14 protein-coding genes are annotated in these 16,408 nt (G+C 70.3%); 9 read left to right on the top strand and 5 right to left on the bottom strand.

The features are described 5' to 3' along the window. Positions 1-117 precede the first annotated feature (117 nt). The 8 genes from metH (at position 118) to ABZ470_RS30935 (ending at position 11,278) form a co-directional block, all read left to right on the top strand. Positions 118-3,582: a methionine synthase gene (gene metH, locus ABZ470_RS30970; RefSeq protein ID WP_362915863.1), complete on the top strand. Its 3,465-nt coding sequence runs from the start codon at positions 118-120 to the stop codon at positions 3,580-3,582. A 21-nt stretch (positions 3,583-3,603) separates the two neighbouring features. Next, on the top strand, positions 3,604-4,254 hold the full coding sequence (locus tag ABZ470_RS30965) for an HAD family phosphatase (protein ID WP_362915861.1): 651 nt from the start codon (positions 3,604-3,606) through the stop codon (positions 4,252-4,254). Positions 4,255-4,384: 130 nt separating this feature from the next. After that, positions 4,385-4,915, top strand: coding sequence for a cellulose synthase (locus tag ABZ470_RS30960; protein ID WP_362777422.1), 531 nt, complete (start codon positions 4,385-4,387; stop codon positions 4,913-4,915). Between the two features lie 263 nt (positions 4,916-5,178). Continuing rightward, positions 5,179-6,189 carry an ABC transporter permease gene (locus tag ABZ470_RS30955; protein WP_352013109.1) on the top strand — a complete coding sequence of 337 codons (1,011 nt, stop codon included), beginning with the start codon at positions 5,179-5,181 and terminating at the stop codon, positions 6,187-6,189. A gap of 58 nt (positions 6,190-6,247) precedes the next feature. Continuing rightward, on the top strand, positions 6,248-8,032 hold the full coding sequence (locus ABZ470_RS30950) for an ABC transporter substrate-binding protein (RefSeq protein WP_362915859.1): 1,785 nt from the start codon (positions 6,248-6,250) through the stop codon (positions 8,030-8,032). A gap of 81 nt (positions 8,033-8,113) precedes the next feature. Further along, on the top strand, positions 8,114-9,127 hold the full coding sequence (locus ABZ470_RS30945) for an ABC transporter permease (protein WP_352013236.1): 1,014 nt from the start codon (positions 8,114-8,116) through the stop codon (positions 9,125-9,127). Next, the gene (locus ABZ470_RS30940; RefSeq protein ID WP_352013107.1) at positions 9,124-10,167 is read left to right on the top strand and encodes an ABC transporter ATP-binding protein; all 1,044 of its coding nucleotides are present in this window, start codon (positions 9,124-9,126) and stop codon (positions 10,165-10,167) included. The genes ABZ470_RS30945 and ABZ470_RS30940 overlap by 4 nt, the downstream gene beginning before the upstream one ends. Positions 10,168-10,228: 61 nt before the next feature. Next, a complete protein-coding gene (locus ABZ470_RS30935; protein ID WP_352013106.1) occupies positions 10,229-11,278 on the top strand; it encodes a dipeptide ABC transporter ATP-binding protein in 1,050 nt (349 codons plus the stop codon). A 76-nt stretch (positions 11,279-11,354) separates the two neighbouring features. Here the strand turns inward: ABZ470_RS30935 and ABZ470_RS30930 are convergent, their stop codons facing one another. Both ABZ470_RS30930 and ABZ470_RS30925 read right to left on the bottom strand, forming a co-directional pair. Next, positions 11,355-11,645 carry a hypothetical protein gene (locus tag ABZ470_RS30930; protein ID WP_352013105.1) on the bottom strand — a complete coding sequence of 97 codons (291 nt, stop codon included), beginning with the start codon at positions 11,643-11,645 and terminating at the stop codon, positions 11,355-11,357. Next, entirely contained in the window at positions 11,642-12,382 is a 741-nt protein-coding gene (locus ABZ470_RS30925) for an AzlC family ABC transporter permease (protein ID WP_362915857.1), read from the bottom strand. Before ABZ470_RS30925 ends, ABZ470_RS30930 begins: the two co-directional genes overlap by 4 nt. Before the next feature lie 79 nt (positions 12,383-12,461). On the opposite strand from ABZ470_RS30925, the gene ABZ470_RS30920 reads away from it, so the two are divergent. Beyond that, entirely contained in the window at positions 12,462-13,340 is an 879-nt protein-coding gene (locus ABZ470_RS30920) for a LysR family transcriptional regulator (protein ID WP_362915855.1), read from the top strand. On the opposite strand, the gene ABZ470_RS30915 is transcribed toward ABZ470_RS30920, so the two are convergent. The 3 genes from ABZ470_RS30915 to ABZ470_RS30905 all read right to left on the bottom strand — a co-directional run bounded on the left by ABZ470_RS30915 (position 13,318) and on the right by ABZ470_RS30905 (position 16,168). Continuing rightward, a complete protein-coding gene (locus ABZ470_RS30915; RefSeq protein ID WP_352013102.1) occupies positions 13,318-14,001 on the bottom strand; it encodes a response regulator transcription factor in 684 nt (227 codons plus the stop codon). The two genes, ABZ470_RS30920 and ABZ470_RS30915, sit on opposite strands and share 23 nt — an antisense overlap. Continuing rightward, a complete protein-coding gene (locus ABZ470_RS30910) occupies positions 14,001-15,179 on the bottom strand; it encodes a sensor histidine kinase (RefSeq protein ID WP_362915853.1) in 1,179 nt (392 codons plus the stop codon). The genes ABZ470_RS30915 and ABZ470_RS30910 overlap by 1 nt, the downstream gene beginning before the upstream one ends. Before the next feature lie 116 nt (positions 15,180-15,295). Further along, entirely contained in the window at positions 15,296-16,168 is an 873-nt protein-coding gene (locus ABZ470_RS30905; protein ID WP_362777438.1) for a RecB family exonuclease, read from the bottom strand. Positions 16,169-16,408: the final 240 nt, after the last annotated feature.

The following is a 16,408-nucleotide window of genomic DNA, read 5'->3' as shown; positions in this document are numbered from 1 at the left end:
CACCTTCCCAGGGGTGCGCATGATCAGGACGGCCACGGCACGTTCGCCCCGTCCTGCCCGCCGCGGTGCCGTACGGCGGGGCGGTGACGGTCGCAGGGGCCCCAGTAGTCTTGTCCCATGACGAGCACCCCGTCTTTCCGTGAGGCTCTGGCCGAGCGGGTGATGGTCGCCGACGGGGCCATGGGGACGATGCTCCAGGCCCACGAGATCACCCTCGACGACTTCGAGGGGCACGAGGGCTGCAACGAGGTCCTCAACGTCACCCGCCCCGACATCGTCCGCGCCGTGCACGACGCCTACTTCGAGGTCGGCGTCGACTGCGTCGAGACCAACACCTTCGGCGCCAACCTGGCCGCGCTGGGCGAGTACGACATCCAGGAACGCGTCTTCGAATACTCGGAGGCCGGGGCCAGGGTCGCCAGGCAGGCCGCGGACCACTGGTCGGCGCCCGGCCGTCCCCGATACGTGCTCGGATCCATCGGGCCCGGCACCAAGCTGCCCACCCTGGGGCATCGGCCGTACGGCGTGCTGCGCGACGCCTACTACGACAACGCGGCCGGTCTGATCTCCGGAGGGGCCGACGCCCTCATCGTCGAGACCTGCCAGGACCTGCTCCAGGTCAAGGCGGCCGTCGTCGGGGCGAAGCGGGCCGTGGCCGACGGGGGCAGGGACGTGCCGATCATCGCCCAGGTGACGATCGAGACCAACGGCGCGATGCTGCTCGGCTCCGAGATCGGAGCCGCGCTCACCGCCGTCGAGCCCCTCGGCGTCGACGTCATCGGGCTCAACTGCGCCACCGGCCCGGCCGAGATGAGCGAGCACCTGCGCCATCTGGCCAACCACGCGCGGGTGCGCCTGTCCTGCATGCCGAACGCGGGCCTGCCCGTGCTGACCTCGGACGGCGCCTACTATCCGCTCTCGCCGGAGGAACTGGCCTCCGCCCACGAGACCTTCGTCCGCGACTACGGCCTGTCCCTGGTCGGCGGCTGCTGCGGCACCACGCCCGAGCATCTGCGCCAGGTGGTCGAGCGGGTGCGCGGCCACGAGGTGCCCGCCCGCCGTCCCCGTCCCGAGCCGGGCGCCTCCTCGCTCTACCAGAGCGTCCCCTTCCGCCAGGAGACCTCCTACCTGGCCATCGGTGAGCGCACCAACGCCAACGGCTCAAAGGCCTTCCGCGAGGCGATGCTCGCGGGCGACTGGGAGGAGTGCGTCGAGATCGCCAGGGCGCAGGCCCGAGACGGCGCCCACATGCTGGACCTGTGCGTCGACTACGTCGGCCGTGACGGCGCCGGCGACATGCGGGAGCTGGCCTTCCGGCTGGCCACGGCCTCGACGCTGCCGATCGTGCTCGACTCGACGGAGCCCGCCGTGATCGAGGCGGGACTGGAGATGCTCGGCGGGCGCGTGATCGTCAACTCGGTCAACTACGAGGACGGCGACGGCCCGGACTCGCGCTTCCACAGGATCATGCGGCTGGTCCGCGAGCACGGCGCCGCGGTGACCGTCATGACCATCGACGAGCAGGGCCAGGCCCGCACCGCGGCCGACAAGGTCAGGATCGCCTCCAGGATCATCGACGACCTGCGCCGGGACTGGGGGATGCGAATCGAGGACATCGTCGTCGACACCCTCACCTTCCCCATCGCGACCGGCCAGGAGGAGACCAGGCGCGACGGCGTCGAGACCATCGAGGCGATCAGGGAGCTCAAGCGGCTGTACCCCGGCGTGCAGACCGTGCTCGGCCTGTCCAACATCTCCTTCGGCCTCAACCCGGCCGCGCGGGTGGTCCTCAACAGCGTCTTCCTCAACGAGTGCGTCAACGCGGGCCTCGACGCGGCCATCGCGCACGCCTCCAAGATCCTGCCGATGTCACGCATCCCCGACGAGCAGCGCCAGGTCGCCCTGGACATGGTCTACGACAGGCGCAGGGAGGGCTACGACCCGCTGCAGCGGTTCATGGAGCTGTTCGAGGGGGTGGACGCCGCCTCGGTCAAGGCCGACAGGGCCGCCGAGCTGCTCGCCCTGCCGCTGTGGGAGCGGCTCAGGCGCCGTATCGTCGACGGTGAGCGCAAGGGGCTCGAAACCGACCTCGACGAGGCCCTGGCCCTGCGCCCGGCCCTGGAGATCGTCAACGACGTGCTGCTCGACGGCATGAAGACCGTCGGCGAGCTGTTCGGCTCCGGCCAGATGCAACTGCCGTTCGTGCTCCAGTCGGCCGAGGTGATGAAGAGCTCCGTCGCCTACCTCGAACCCCACATGGAGCGGGTCGAGGGCGAGAGCAAGGGCCGCATCGTGCTGGCCACCGTCAAGGGCGACGTGCACGACATCGGCAAGAACCTGGTCGACATCATCCTGTCCAACAACGGCTACGAGGTCGTCAACCTCGGCATCAAACAGCCGGTCTCGGTGATTCTTGAGGCGGCCGAGGACAAGGGCGCCGACGTGATCGGCATGTCCGGCCTGCTGGTCAAGTCCACGGTCGTCATGAAGGAGAACCTGGAGGAGATGAACTCCAGGGGCATCGCCGAGCGCTATCCCGTGCTGCTCGGCGGCGCCGCGCTCACCCGCGCCTACGTCGAGCAGGATCTCGCCGAGCTCTTCCAGGGCGAGGTCCGCTACGCCCGTGACGCCTTCGAGGGGCTGCGTCTGATGGACGCCTTCATGGCGGTCAAGCGCGGTGAGGAGGGCGCCAGGCTGCCCGAGCTGCGCGAACGGCGGGTCAGGACCGGGGCGAGACTGGTCAGGACGCCGGAGGAGGAGCTGCCCGCCCGCTCGGACGTGGCCGCGGACAACCCCGTGCCGAGGGCGCCCTTCCACGGTGAGCGCGTCGTCAAGGGCATCCCGCTCGCCGACTACGCCGCCTTCCTCGACGAGCGCGCGACCTTCATGGGCCAGTGGGGCCTGAAGGCCGCGCGGGGCGGGGAGGGCCCCTCCTACGAGGAACTGGTCGAGACAGAGGGCAGGCCCCGCCTGCGCATGTGGCTGGAGCGGATGCAGACCGAGGGCCTGCTTGAGGCGGCCGTCGCCTACGGCTACTTCCCCTGCGTCAGCGAGGGGGACGCGCTGATCGTCCTGGACGAGGCGGGCGGGGAGCGCACCAGGTTCACCTTCCCGCGCCAGCGCCGTGACCGGCACCTGTGCCTGTCGGACTTCTTCAGGTCCAGGGAGTCCGGCGAGACGGATGTGGTCGCCTTCCAGATCGTCACCATGGGCGGCCGGATCTCCGAGGCGACGGCCGAGCTGTTCGCCAAGGACGCCTACCGCGACTACCTGGAGCTGCACGGCCTGTCGGTGCAGCTCACCGAGGCGCTGGCCGAGTACTGGCACGCCCGGGTCCGCGCGGAGCTCGGCATCGGTGGTGACGAGTCGCTTGAGGACATGCTGAAGGTCAACATCACCGGGTGCCGTTACTCCTTCGGCTACCCAGCCTGTCCCAACCTGGAGGACCAGGTCCAGCTGACCCAGCTGATCGACCCGGCCAGGATCGGGGTGAGCCTGTCGGAGGAGTTCCAGCTCCATCCGGAGCAGTCGACGTCCGCGCTGGTCGTCCACCACCCTGAGGCCAAGTATTTCAACGTCTGACGTGTAAGGGGTTTTCAGGGTATGGACGCGGTTCTCTTCGACATGGACGGTCTGCTCGTCGACAGCGAGAAGATCTGGTTCCAGGTCGAGAGCGAGGTGATGGAACGGCTCGGCGGCGACTGGAGGCCGACCGACCAGGAGAACCTGGTCGGCGGTTCGATGCCCTCGACCGTCGCCTACATGCTGAAGGCCTCCGGCTCCGGCGCGGACCCCGCGGACGTGGCGGCCTGGATGCTGGAGGGCATGACCTCCAGGCTCGCCGAGGGGGTCGAGATGATGCCGGGCGCCGCCGAGCTGCTGGCGGCCGTACGGCGGGCGGGGCTGCCGACCGCGCTGGTCACCTCCTCGCTCAGGCCCATCGCCGAGGCCTGTCTCGACGGCATCGGCAGGCACAACTTCGACCGGGTCGTCACCGGGGACGACGTGACGAGGACCAAGCCGGACCCCGAGCCCTACCTGCTGGCCGCGAGCCTGCTCGGGGTCGGCCCGGCCCGCTGCGTCGTGCTTGAGGACTCCCCGAACGGTGTGACCTCCGCCACCGCGGCGGGCTGCCGGGTCGTGGCCGTGCCCAGCGTGCTGCCCGTCCCGCAGGCCCCCGGGCGCCTGGTCGTCGGCTCGCTGCGCGAGGTCGGCGTCGAGACGCTGCGGGAGCTGTCCGCCGCGAGCCTGTGACCCACCCGGACTCTTCCCTGAGAGAGCCCCGGCGGCCCCCTAGGGGACGTTCCCTCCGCTGGGAGGAGGAACGGTCCTCGCACGACATGCCAGGATGGATCGGGTAAGCCGACTTTGAGGGGCGGTCCGCATGTTGTCGTACGGTCAGATCGCGTGGTTGCCGCTGTGCGCCGGGGTCACCGGGGTGGGGCTGGTGCTGAGCTTCCTGGCGCTGCGCCGCAGAGGCGCGGCCGCGGGACTGAGAGGGGCGGCCTGGTCGCTGCTGCCCATGGCGGCCTACCTCACCGGTGCGCTGCCCGCGCTCTGGCAGGCGGGTACGGCCATCGCCGGCTTCCTCACCGGCCTGGTCTTCAACCCCATCGTGTGGTCCGGGGTCGCCGTCACGGGGCTTTCCGCGCTGCTGTTCCTGGTGTCCGGCGTGCTGCGCCGCCGTGCCGCCCCCAAGGCGGCCGCGGCTCCCGCGGCCTCCGCCGCCCCCGCCGCGCCGGGGGTCACCGCCGGGTCCCCGGCCACCCAGCCCCTGCCGCGGCGCCAGCCCCAGGCCGGAGCGAAGCCGGGCGCCCAGACCGGTGCCAAGCCCGGCGCCCGGGGGGCCTCGCCCGCCGCCGACGACGACTTCTCGGATATCGAGGCCATTCTCAAGCGCCGCGGGATCGGATGACCCAGCGTCACCCCTTGGGTGCAATGTCACAAATCTGAGACACAAGCCGAACGGCTTCTGGACATTCGCTTCAAGATCAAAACAAATGAATTTCGCATGAATCACAGTTGAGCCACATGGTGTGCCAGGGGACTAGTCAGCGCAGATCAGCCCATAGATTCTGCGTCACGGGACCGTCAAACGGCCCATAGACTTCAGGCGCGCTACCCGACCCGGGCACGCGTAATAGGACAATGTCGTCTGGGACCCAGGGGGCCACTGGTATGACCGCACCGCTCGATGTCTCCGGGCAGGCCATGGAGGCCCAGCCCGAGGCCGTTCTCGAAGGGGCGGGCGGAAAGGCCATCGAAGGCCGTTCGCTCGGGCGGATCGCGTGGATTCGCCTCAAGCGCGACAAGGCGGCGATCATCGGCGCCTTCATCGTGGCCTTCCTGACCTTGGTCGCCATCTTCGCCGAACGTCCCTTCGGGGGCCTGATCGCGCTGTTCGGTGACAACCCGAACATTCCGAACAACGACCTGATCGACCCGCTCACCAGCGCCCCCAGCGGCGCCTGGGGCGGCATCAGCCTGGAGCATCCGTTCGGCCTCGAACCGGTCAACGGGCGCGACCTGTTCGCCAGGGTCCTGTCGGGTGCCCAGATCTCGCTGCTGGTCGCCTTCCTCGCCACCCTGATGTCGGTGGTGATCGGCTCGCTGATGGGTGTGCTGGCCGGCTTCTTCGGGGGCTGGGTCGACACGCTGATCAGCCGCCTGATGGACATCTTCCTGGCCTTCCCGCTGCTGCTGTTCGCCATCGCCATCGTGGGCGCGCTGCCCGACTCGGCGCTCGGCCTGACCGGCAACGGCCTGCGGATCGCCGTGATCGTGTTCATCATCGGTTTCTTCAGCTGGCCGTACATCGCGCGTATCGTGCGTGGTCAGACGCTGTCGCTGCGTGAGCGGGAGTTCGTGGACGCCGCGCGTTCGCTCGGCGCGGGCAACGGCTACATCATCTTCCGCGAGATGCTGCCGAACCTCGTGGCGCCGATCCTGGTGTACGCGACGCTGCTCATCCCCACGAACATCCTCTTCGAGGCCGCGCTGTCCTTCCTCGGAGTGGGCGTGAACGAACCGCAGGCCTCGTGGGGCGGCATGCTCACCCGGGCGGTGGACTACTACCAGATCGCCCCGCACTTCATGATCGTTCCGGGCCTCGCGATCTTCATCACCGTCATGGCCTTCAACCTGCTGGGCGACGGGCTCAGGGACGCCCTCGACCCGCGCGCCCGATAGCGGAACACGACCGTTTCTCCATATCACTGTCACTCATGACAAGGGGTGTACCACCACGATGAGGAAGACCAACGTCCTGGCGCTCGCGGCGCTGGGCACCGTGCTGACGATGGGGCTCGCCGCCTGTGGCGGCACAGCCGGTGGCGGTGGCAACACGTCCCCCGCGAACAACGGCTCGACGGGCACCGGTAACGCCTCGGCCGCCAAGCACAACGACGGCTACACCAAGGTCGTCAACCCGTCGGACGCCAAGGGCGGCACGCTCAAGTTCGCGCTGACCGACGAGCCGGACTCCGCCGACCCGGGCAACACCTACTACGCCTGGAACTGGAACTTCACCCGGCTCTACGCCCGCCCCCTGATGACCTACGCGGCCAAGCCCGGTCCCGAGGGCCTGAAGCTGGTCCCCGACCTGGCCGAGGCCCCCGGCGAGGTCAGCGCCGACGGCAAGACGTGGACCTACAAGCTGAAGAAGGGCATCAAGTACGACGACGGCACCGAGGTCAAGGCCGCGGACGTCAAGTACGCCATCGCCCGCAGCAACTTCACCGCGGAGCTCACCGACGGTCCGAAGTACTTCGCGCAGTACCTCGACGCCGGCGACTACAAGGGTCCCTACAAGGACAAGAACCTCGACGACTTCAAGGGCATCGAGACCCCCGACGACTACACGGTCGTCTTCAAGCTCAAGGCGCCCTTCTCCGAGTTCGACTTCCTGGTCGCCAACCCGCAGTCCGCCCCGGTGCCGCAGGCCAAGGACACCGGTGTCGACTACGAGAAGGCCGTCGCCTCCACCGGTCCCTACAAGTTCGAGAGCTACGAGGTCGGCAAGCAGCTCAACCTCGTCAGGAACGAGAACTGGGACCAGGCGACCGACACCACCCGCAAGCAGCTGCCTGACCGCATCGAGGTGCAGTACAAGCAGAACGCCGAGGACATCGACAACCGCCTGATCGCCGGGCAGATCCAGGTCGACCTGGGCGGCACCGGTCTGCAGCCCGCCGGCCGCGCGAAGGTCGTCAGCAACCCGCAGCTGAAGGACTCGACGGACAACCCGTTCACGCCCTTCAACCGCTACGCGATGATGTCCACCAAGGTCGCGCCGTTCGACAACGTCGAGTGCCGCAAGGCCGTGCAGTACGCCACCGACAAGGTCGCCACCCAGGCGCCGTGGGGTGGCCCGCTCGGCGGTGACATCGGCACCACCGCGATGACCCCGACCACGGTCGGCTACAAGCCGTTCGACCTCTACCCGAACGGCGCCGACCACAAGGGCGACCTGGCCAAGGCCAAGGAGGCCCTGGCGGCCTGCGGTCACCCGGACGGCTTCTCGACCAACATCGCGGTCCGCGGTGACCGGACCAAGGAGGTCCAGGTCGCCGAGGCGATGCAGGCCTCCCTCGACCGGGTCGGCATCAAGCTCACGATCAAGAAGTACCCCTCGGGTGACTGGAGCGCGCAGTACGCCGGCAAGCCGGACTTCGTGCACAAGAACAACCTGGGCATCATGATCGCCGGCTGGGGCTCCGACTGGCCGTCCGGCTTCGGCTTCCTGTCGCAGATCGTCGACGGCCGGGCCATCAAGCCCTCCGGCAACTACAACATGATGGAGCTCGACGACAAGTCGATCAACGAGCTGCTCGACAAGGGCGTCCAGACCTCCGACGCCGCCGCCCGCAACGAGATCTGGGCCCAGGTCGACCAGAAGGTCATGGAGTCGGCCGCGTTCATGTCCTTCGTCTACGAGAAGACGCTGATCTTCCGTCCCGCCAGCCTCACCAACGCGTACGTGCACCCCGCCTGGGGCATGTACGACTACACGTGGCTGGGTGTCAAGCAGTAGTCCTTCTCTAGCTAGCCAAAGGCAGGTGAAGGCCTGACGATGCCCGGGAGTGACCCTCCCGGGCATCCCGGCCGAACGATCGTGGTCGCTTTCATCGTCCGCCGCGTGATCGCCGCCGTGCTGATGCTCGCCGTCGTCAGCATGGCCACTTTCGCGATCTTCTTCCTCATCCCGCGCGCCCTGGGACAGACCCCTGAGGGCATGGCGTCGCGTTACGTGGGAAGGGACGCCACACCCGAGGCGATCCAGGGAGCCGTCAAGCGGCTGCACCTGGACGACCCGCTGCTCGTGCAGTACGGGCGTTTCGTCAAGGGCATCGTCGCCGGTGAGGATTACTCCCTCGGCCCCAAGAAGGCCGAGTGCCCCGCGCCCTGCTTCGGCTTCTCGTTCAACAACAACCAGCCGGTCTGGCCGACGCTGCTCGACCGGTTGCCCGCGACGCTCTCGCTGGCCCTCGGCGCCGCCGTCCTGTGGCTCGTCACCGGTGTCAGCATCGGTGTCATCTCCGCGCTGAAACGCGGCACCGCACTGGACAGAGCGGCCATGACGATCGCCCTGGCCGGAGTGTCGTTGCCGATCTACTTCACCGGCCTGGTCTCCCTGTCGGTGTTCGCCTACACGCTCGGGATCTTCCCCGGCGGCGGCAGCTACACCCCGATCACCCAGGACCCGGTCATGTGGTTCCAGGCGCTCGTGCTGCCCTGGATCACCCTGGCCTTCCTCTACGCCGCCCTGTACGCACGGCTCACCAGGGCGGGCATGCTGGAGACGATGGGTGAGGACTACATCCGCACCGCCCGCGCCAAGGGGCTCAGGGAGCGCACGGTCGTCACCAAGCACGCCCTGCGCGCCACGCTGACCCCCATCCTCACCATCTTCGGTCTCGACCTCGGGCTGCTGCTGGGCGGTGCGGTGCTCACCGAGAGCACCTTCTCCATCCAGGGAGTCGGCAAGCTGGTGATCGACGCGATCCGCGGCAACGACCTGCCGGTCGTGCTGGGGGTGACCCTGTTCGCGGCGTTCTTCATCGTCCTGGCCAACCTCATCGTGGACATCCTGTACGCGGTGGTCGACCCGAGGGTGAGGCTCTCATGACGACTCAGCCACCCGAGTCCTTCCTCGAACTGCGCGACCTGCGCATTCACTTCCCGACCGAGGACGGCCTGGTCAAGTCCGTCGACGGCCTGTCGTACAAGCTCGACCGGGGCAAGACCCTGGGCATCGTGGGCGAGTCCGGCTCAGGCAAGAGCGTGACGAGCCTGGGCATCCTCGGCCTGCACAAGGGCGGCAGCGCGAAGATCTCCGGTGAGATCTGGCTCGACGGCGAGGAGCTCGTCAGCGCCAGCGCCGACCACGTGCGGACGCTGCGCGGCAAGAAGATGGCGATGATCTTCCAGGATCCGCTGTCGTCGATGCATCCCTTCTACTCCGTCGGCGCCCAGATCGTCGAGGCCTACCGGATCCACAACAAGGTCAGCAAGGCCGTCGCGCGCAAGCACGCGATCGACATGCTCGGCCGGGTGGGCATCCCGCAGCCCGACAGGAGGGTCGACGACTTTCCCCACCAGTTCTCCGGTGGCATGCGCCAGCGCGCGATGATCGCCATGGCGCTCTCCTGCGACCCCGAGCTGCTGATCGCCGACGAGCCGACCACGGCCCTCGACGTGACCGTCCAGGCGCAGATCCTGGACCTCATGACCGACCTGCAGCGCGAGTTCAACTCCGCGCTGATCATCATCACCCACGACCTCGGCGTGGTGGCCGAGCTGTCGGACGACATCCTGGTGATGTACGGCGGCAAGTGCGTCGAGTACGGCTCCGCGGAGGACATCTTCTACCGGCCGGAGCACCCCTACACCTGGGGCCTGCTGGGGTCGATGCCCCGCCTGGACCGTGACCGGACCGAGCGCCTGCTCCCGATCAAGGGCACGCCGCCCTCCCTGATCAACGTCCCGAGCGGTTGTGCCTTCAACCCCCGGTGCGCCTACGCGGGCCGTACCGAGGGCAAGTCCACCACACAGGTGCCCGAACTGCTGGAGACCGAGGGCGGTCACCTGGTCCGCTGCCACATGCCCCGCGCGGAGCGGCGGTCCATCTGGGACAACGAGATCAAGCCGATGATGGAGAGCACGTGAGCGAGCGTAGCCAGCGAGCCGGTGGGCACACCGTATGCCCGCGAGTGACGGGAGAGGGCGCGTGACCTCGCACGAGGACCACAAGAACGAGGCCGAGGTCCTGCTGTCCGTCCAGGGGCTCCAGAAGCACTTCCCGGTGACCAAGGGGCTGCTGCGCCGCCAGGTCGGCGCGGTCAAGGCCGTCGACGGGGTCTCCTTCGACGTCCGCAAGGGGGAGACGCTCGGCCTGGTCGGTGAGTCCGGCTGTGGCAAGAGCACCACCGGCAGGCTGATCACCCGGCTGCTCGAACCGACCGGTGGGAAGATCCACTTCGAGGGTCACGACATCACCCACATGTCGGCGTCGCGGATCCGCCCGCTCCGCCGGGACATGCAGATGATCTTCCAGGACCCCTACTCCTCGCTCAACCCCAGGCACACGGTCGGCGCCATCGTGGGCGCCCCCTTCCGCATCCAGGGGATCGAGACCGAGCAGGGTACGAAGAAGGCGGTCCAGGACATCCTCGAACTGGTCGGCCTCAACCCGGAGCACTACAACCGCTATCCGCACGAGTTCTCCGGCGGCCAGCGCCAGCGCATCGGCATCGCCCGCACACTCGCGCTCAAGCCCAAGCTCATCATCGCCGACGAGCCGGTCTCCGCGCTGGACGTGTCGATCCAGGCCCAGGTGGTCAACCTCCTGGAGGACCTGCAGGACGAGCTGGACCTGACCTACGTCATCGTCGCGCACGACCTGTCGGTCATCCGGCACATCAGCGACCGGGTCGCGGTCATGTACCTCGGCAAGATCGTCGAGCTGGCCGACCGCAAGTCCCTGTACGACACGCCGATGCACCCGTACACCAACGCCCTGATGTCGGCGGTGCCGATCCCCGACCCGGCCAGGCGTAACGACCGCGAGCGCATCCGGCTCCAGGGCGACGTGCCCAGCCCGCTCAACCCGCCGCCCGCCTGCCGCTTCCACACCCGCTGCTGGAAGGCGCAGGAGGTGTGCAAGACGGTCGAGCCGCCGCTGGTCGAGCTGGCCCCCCGGCACCAGGTGGCCTGCCACTTCCCGGAGAACGCCCCGGAGACAGGCCGGGCGACCCCGGCCGAGACGGTCTCCGCCTGAGGCGCCGACGCGCCGGGGCGCCGAGGCATCCGGACCTCCCGCCCCGTACGGCCCCGCCGTACGGGGCGGCCGGCGTTCAGGGGAGCAGGGCCCCGGCGAGGGTGCCCAGCAGCACGGCGGGCAGGAACCCGGTACGGCGGGCGCACAGCCCGGCCACCGTGGCGGCGACGGCCAACCGGACCGAGGGAGCGCCGCCGGGCGCCGCCTGGACGGTCACCACGGCGGCCAGCAGGGCCACCGGCAGCGCCGCGGCCGCCGCGCCGAATCCCGGGCCGCCCACGCGTCCCGAGGCCGCCGCGCTCACACCGGCCAGCCGCAGCAGGTAGGTCGTCACCGCCAGCCCCGTCACGAACAGCACGACGCTCACGCCCGTCTCACCGCCCCCGGCAGTACGGCCAGCGCCGCGAGCGCGACCGGCAGGCCCGCGGGCAGCCACCACGAGGACACCAGCGCCGTCGCCGCGGCGCCCGCCGCGACGGCCAGATCGGCACGGGTGCGCAGCAACGGGGCCAGCAGCGCCGCGAAGGCCGCGACCGCGGCGCCGTCGACGGCCTGCCGGGCCCCGTCGGGCAGCGCGGCCCCCAGCGTCGCGCCCACGACGGTCCCGGCCACCCAGCCCGTGAAGAGCACCGACCCGACGACGAGGAAGGTCCGCCTGCGCGCGCGGGGGGACTCACGCGTCACCGCCGCGGCCACCGACTCGTCGGAGACCAGGTGCGCGGCGAGCGCGCGCCCCCACCGGGTCGGGAAGACGTCGCCGAGCGCCAGGCCGAAGGCGGTCAGCCGCAGGTTGACCAGCGACGCCGTGGCCACCGCGGCGCCCACTGAAACGGCCGCTGAGATGGCCGCCGTGGTTCCCGGGACCGCCGGAGCCCGCGTTCCCACGTCGTCCAGCGCGGCCAGCCCGACGATCTGGCTCCCGCCCGCGTGCACCGCCACGCTGGCCAGCACCGCCTCCCAGACGGACCAGCCTCGCTCGACCGCCGCCGCGCCGAACACCGCCGAGTAGACGGCGGCCCCGCCCGCCGCGCCCAGCGCGAGCCCGAGGTCCTCCCGGAGGCCGCCCCGTCGTCCGGGAGGGGGCGTGCCCGTTCGTCGTCTCATGTGCCGATCCTCGGCGAAGGACCCCCGTCCTGTTCAACAGCCTCCGGCTATGCCCATAGCCGGAGGCTATCGTTGCGGGATGGAGGTTACGCTGCCCGCGGTACGGGCCTTCGTGGCCGTCGTCAGGGAGGGCTCGTTCGGCGGGGCGGCCACCCGGCTCGGCGTCAGCCAGCCCACGGTGAGCGCCGCCGTCAGACGCCTGGAGACCGCCGTGGGACGGCCGCTGCTGGTCCGTGACCGCGACGGCGTACGGCCGACCGAGCTGGGCCACCGGCTGCTGGCCCACGCGGTGGCCGTGGTGAGCGCCGCCGACGACTTCGAGGCGCTGCTGGCGGGGGAGACCCCGGAGCTGACGGTCGGCTTCATGGGTGAGGCGGCGGGCCCGCTGACCTCCCGGCTGCTCGCCGTCGTGCGCCGCGCCCGCGGCGGAGAGGTACGGCTGCGCCGGTTCGACTTCGACGACCCGTCCTGTGGCCTGCTGACCGGGGCCAGCGACCTGGCCGTGGTGTGGCCGCCGCTGGAGGCGGGTGACGCCCTGGAGACCCTGCTCCTGGGCACCGACCGGCGTGCCGTGGCCGTACCCGTCGGAGACCCTCTCGCCGGGCTCGCCACCGCGGGGCCGGCCGAGCTGGCGGGCCGCGTCTGGGTGGTGCCGCGCAGCCGGGACGAGGTCTGGCGGGCCTTTCGCCGTCCTGAGGCGGTCGGGGTGACGGACGTGGCGGGGGAGGTCGGCTCGGACGCGATCGAGGAGACCCTGGAGCTGGTCGCGGCGGGACGGGGCGTCGCCCTGCTCTCTGAGGGGACCGACGAGCACTACGCCCGTGCCGGAGTGGTCTTCGTCCCCCTCACCGGCGGTCCCAGGTGCGCCACCGCCCTGGCCTGGCGGCGCGCGGACACCCGCCCTGTGCTGGCCGGCGTCCTGCGGGCACTCGGGGCTAGGGAATGGCGCCCGGAGTGATCAGGCCGGTCTCGTAGGCCAGGACGACGGCCTGGACGCGGTCGCGCAGGCCGAGTTTGGTGAGCACGTTGCCGACGTGGGTCTTGACCGTGGTCTCGCTGACCACCAGCTCGGCGGCGATCTCCGCGTTCGACATGCCTCTGGCGATGAGCTTCAGCACTTCGAGCTCCCGCTCGGTCAGCCGGTCCAGACGGGCCGGAGTCGACTGCTGGTAGGCCGAGGGCAGCCGCGCTCCGAAACGGTCGAGCAGCCTGCGCGTGACGCTCGGCGCGACGATGGCGTCTCCCGCGGCGACCACCCGGATGGCCTGCACCAGCTCGTCGGGCGGGACGTCCTTGAGCAGGAAGCCGCTGGCCCCGGCGCGCAGCGCCTCCACGATGTACTCGTCGAGGTCGAAGGTCGTCAGCACCAGCACCCTGGGAACGTGCGCCCCACCGGTCGCCTCCCGGACGATCCTCCTGGTCGCCTCGATGCCGTCGACCCCGGGCATCCTGATGTCCATCAGCACCACGTCGGGCAGCAGAGCCCGCGACTGGTCCTGGGCGGCCTTGCCGTCCCCGGCCTCGCCGACCACGGTGACGTCGGGCTCGGCCTCCAGGATGAGACGGAAGCCGGTGCGCAGCAGTGGCTGGTCGTCCACCAGCAGCACTCTGATCGTCATCACACGTCCTTGAGGGGGAACCGGGCATTGACCTCGAACCCGCCCTCTGGGCGCGGGCCGATCCTCAGGACTCCACCATAGAGGGCCACACGCTCACGGATGCCGACGAGGCCGTGGCCGCTGCCCTCCCCGGGGACGGCGTCGCCGTCGAGGCCCCGGCCGTCGTCCTCGACCTCGACGGCCAGCTGGCCGTGCTCGTGCCGTACCGTCACCCAGGCGCGGGCCGTGGGACCCGCGTGCCGCAGGCTGTTGGTCAGCGCCTCCTGGACCAGCCGGTAGGCGGCCAGGTCGACCCCGGGCGGCAGCGTCCCCGGGGTGCCCTCGACCCACAGCTGCGCGCGCAGGCCCGCCTCCCGCATCTGGTCGACCAGCGCGGGGATCTCGGCGACCCCGGGCTGCGGGTTGCGTTCGGCGGGGGAGGCGTCGGTCCTGAGCACACCCACGATGTTGCGCATCTCCGCCATCGCGGTGCGGCCCATCTCCTCGATCGCGGACAGGGCCTCCCGCGCCCCCTCCGGGTTGGTCGCCAGCACCCGGCGCGCCGCGGAGGCCTGGACGGTCATCACGCTGACGTGGTGGGCGACCACGTCGTGCAGCTCCCTGGCGATGCGGGAGCGTTCCTCCGCCCTGGCCGCCCTGGTGTCGGCCTCCCTGGCCCGTTCGGTGCGCCGGGCCCGGTCGCGCAGCTCCTCCAGGTACGCCCTGCGCAGCCGTACGCTCCGGCCGGTGAGCCACATGGTGACGGTGAGGACCGTGACCGGCAGGTGGACGCCCCAGTCGCCGAGCGTGCCGCCGGGAACCGTCGTGACGAAGTGGCACACCAGGCTCCACACCAGCGCGCACAGGCTCAGCGCCAGGCCGCGGTGGGCGGCGACCGTGTAGACCAGCAGCAGCACCGCGGGCCACAGCGGCAGCCCGTCGACGCCCAGCGTCGCCAGGGCGATCCCCGCCAGGCAGGTCGTCAGCAGCATGGAGAAGGGCGCGCGGCGGCGCAGCACCAGGGACAGGCACCAGGCCACGGCCAGCGCGGCGACGAGGCCCTCCTGCGTCCCCTCGCGGGGCGGGACGGCGCGCAGGAGGAGCACGGCGACCCCCGCGAGCGCCACCGCGAGAGCCGTGTCGGGGACCAGTGGACGGTCGTTGAGCCAGGCCCGCAGGACGCCGGAGGGGTTGCGCACACAATCAATTTAGGCGCCCAGTCTCCGCCGCCGCCCTGCTGCGGGTGGATATCGCACTCATACCCACGGATGACGCGGAACGCCTCGGAGGTGCTGCCGAGGTGCTGCGGAGGTGCTCAGAGTTCGTCGGTCGCGGCCCTGGCAGGACGTCTTCTCGTGCTGCGCACGGTGTCGCCGGGCTGCCGCTCGGGCAGCGGCGGGGGAGTGCCGCCGAACTGCGGGCACAGCTCCTGGTAGTTGCACCAGTCGCACAGGCGGCTCGGTCGCGGCGGCCACTCGCCGGTCTCCATGGCCCGCTCGATGGCCGTCCACAACGCCCGCACCTTGCGCTCCGTCGCCAGCAGGTCGGCCTCGTCGGGGGCGTAGCGCAGGACCTCTCCCTGGCCGCCGAGGTACATCAGCTGCAGCACGCGCGGCACCGAGCCGTGCAGCCGCCACAGCGCCAGCGCGTAGAACCTCATCTGGAACAGCGCCTTGGCCTCGAAGGCGGGGCCGGGCGCGCTGCCGGTCTTGTAGTCGACGACCCGGACCTCCCCGGTCGGCGCGACGTCGAGCCTGTCGATGTAACCCCGTAGCACCAGGCCGTTGTCCAGCGTCGCCTCGATGTAGAGCTCCCTCTCGGCGGGTTCGAGGAGGGTCGGGTCCTCAAGGGTGAAGTAGCGCTCGACCATGACGGCCGCCTGGGAGAGCCACGCGGCCAGCTCCGCCTCGTCGGTGAACATGTCCTCGTAGGACGGCTCGGCGGCCAGCAGCCTGCGCCACTGCGGTTCGAGCAGGTCGAGCGCCGCGGCCCGGGTGCGTTCTGCGGCCGGCAGGTCGTAGAGGCGTTCGAGCACCGAGTGGACCATCGTGCCGCGCACCGCGGCGGGTGACGGCGGCTCGGGCAGCCGGTCGATCACCCGGAAACGGTAGAGCAACGGACATGTCATGAAGTCGCCCGCCCGGGACGGCGACAACGCTCCGATGATCGTGGGCTCGGTCGGTGGCATGTCCGCACTGTAGGTCACGGTGGCGACAGTTCGGGACGGCTCGCGGAACCCCACGCGGACCTCACAGGTCCTTCCGGGGGCCTCACGGGTGGGAGGTCTCGGGGAGATCTCGGAGGGGTCTCGGGAGGACCAGGTTGGCCGCGGGCGGCTGCGGGTGGCCCGATGGCGCGTAGCATCGAGGCCTGAAGACGATGTGAGCGAGGAACGGTGAGCCAGCGGTGAGCAGCGACAGCCCGCGCC

The organism is Streptosporangium sp. NPDC020072 (genome assembly GCF_040631445.1).
In the GTDB taxonomy this organism is placed as follows: Bacteria; Actinomycetota; Actinomycetes; order Streptosporangiales; family Streptosporangiaceae; genus Streptosporangium.
The sequence above is the reverse complement of the archived record's forward strand: the minus strand, read 5'-3'. Positions and strand labels throughout refer to the sequence as shown.

Coding starts and splice junctions, on each gene's coding strand:
- ABZ470_RS30925 (WP_362915857.1), bottom strand. CDS start 12,382: ATGAGACGACGAACGGGCACGCCCCCTCCCGGACGACGGGGCGGCCTC.
- metH (WP_362915863.1), top strand. CDS start 118: ATGACGAGCACCCCGTCTTTCCGTGAGGCTCTGGCCGAGCGGGTGATG.
- ABZ470_RS30960 (WP_362777422.1), top strand. CDS start 4,385: ATGTTGTCGTACGGTCAGATCGCGTGGTTGCCGCTGTGCGCCGGGGTC.
- ABZ470_RS30915 (WP_352013102.1), bottom strand. CDS start 14,001: ATGACGATCAGAGTGCTGCTGGTGGACGACCAGCCACTGCTGCGCACC.
- ABZ470_RS30965 (WP_362915861.1), top strand. CDS start 3,604: ATGGACGCGGTTCTCTTCGACATGGACGGTCTGCTCGTCGACAGCGAG.
- ABZ470_RS30920 (WP_362915855.1), top strand. CDS start 12,462: ATGGAGGTTACGCTGCCCGCGGTACGGGCCTTCGTGGCCGTCGTCAGG.
- ABZ470_RS30955 (WP_352013109.1), top strand. CDS start 5,179: ATGACCGCACCGCTCGATGTCTCCGGGCAGGCCATGGAGGCCCAGCCC.
- ABZ470_RS30905 (WP_362777438.1), bottom strand. CDS start 16,168: ATGCCACCGACCGAGCCCACGATCATCGGAGCGTTGTCGCCGTCCCGG.
- ABZ470_RS30950 (WP_362915859.1), top strand. CDS start 6,248: ATGAGGAAGACCAACGTCCTGGCGCTCGCGGCGCTGGGCACCGTGCTG.
- ABZ470_RS30940 (WP_352013107.1), top strand. CDS start 9,124: ATGACGACTCAGCCACCCGAGTCCTTCCTCGAACTGCGCGACCTGCGC.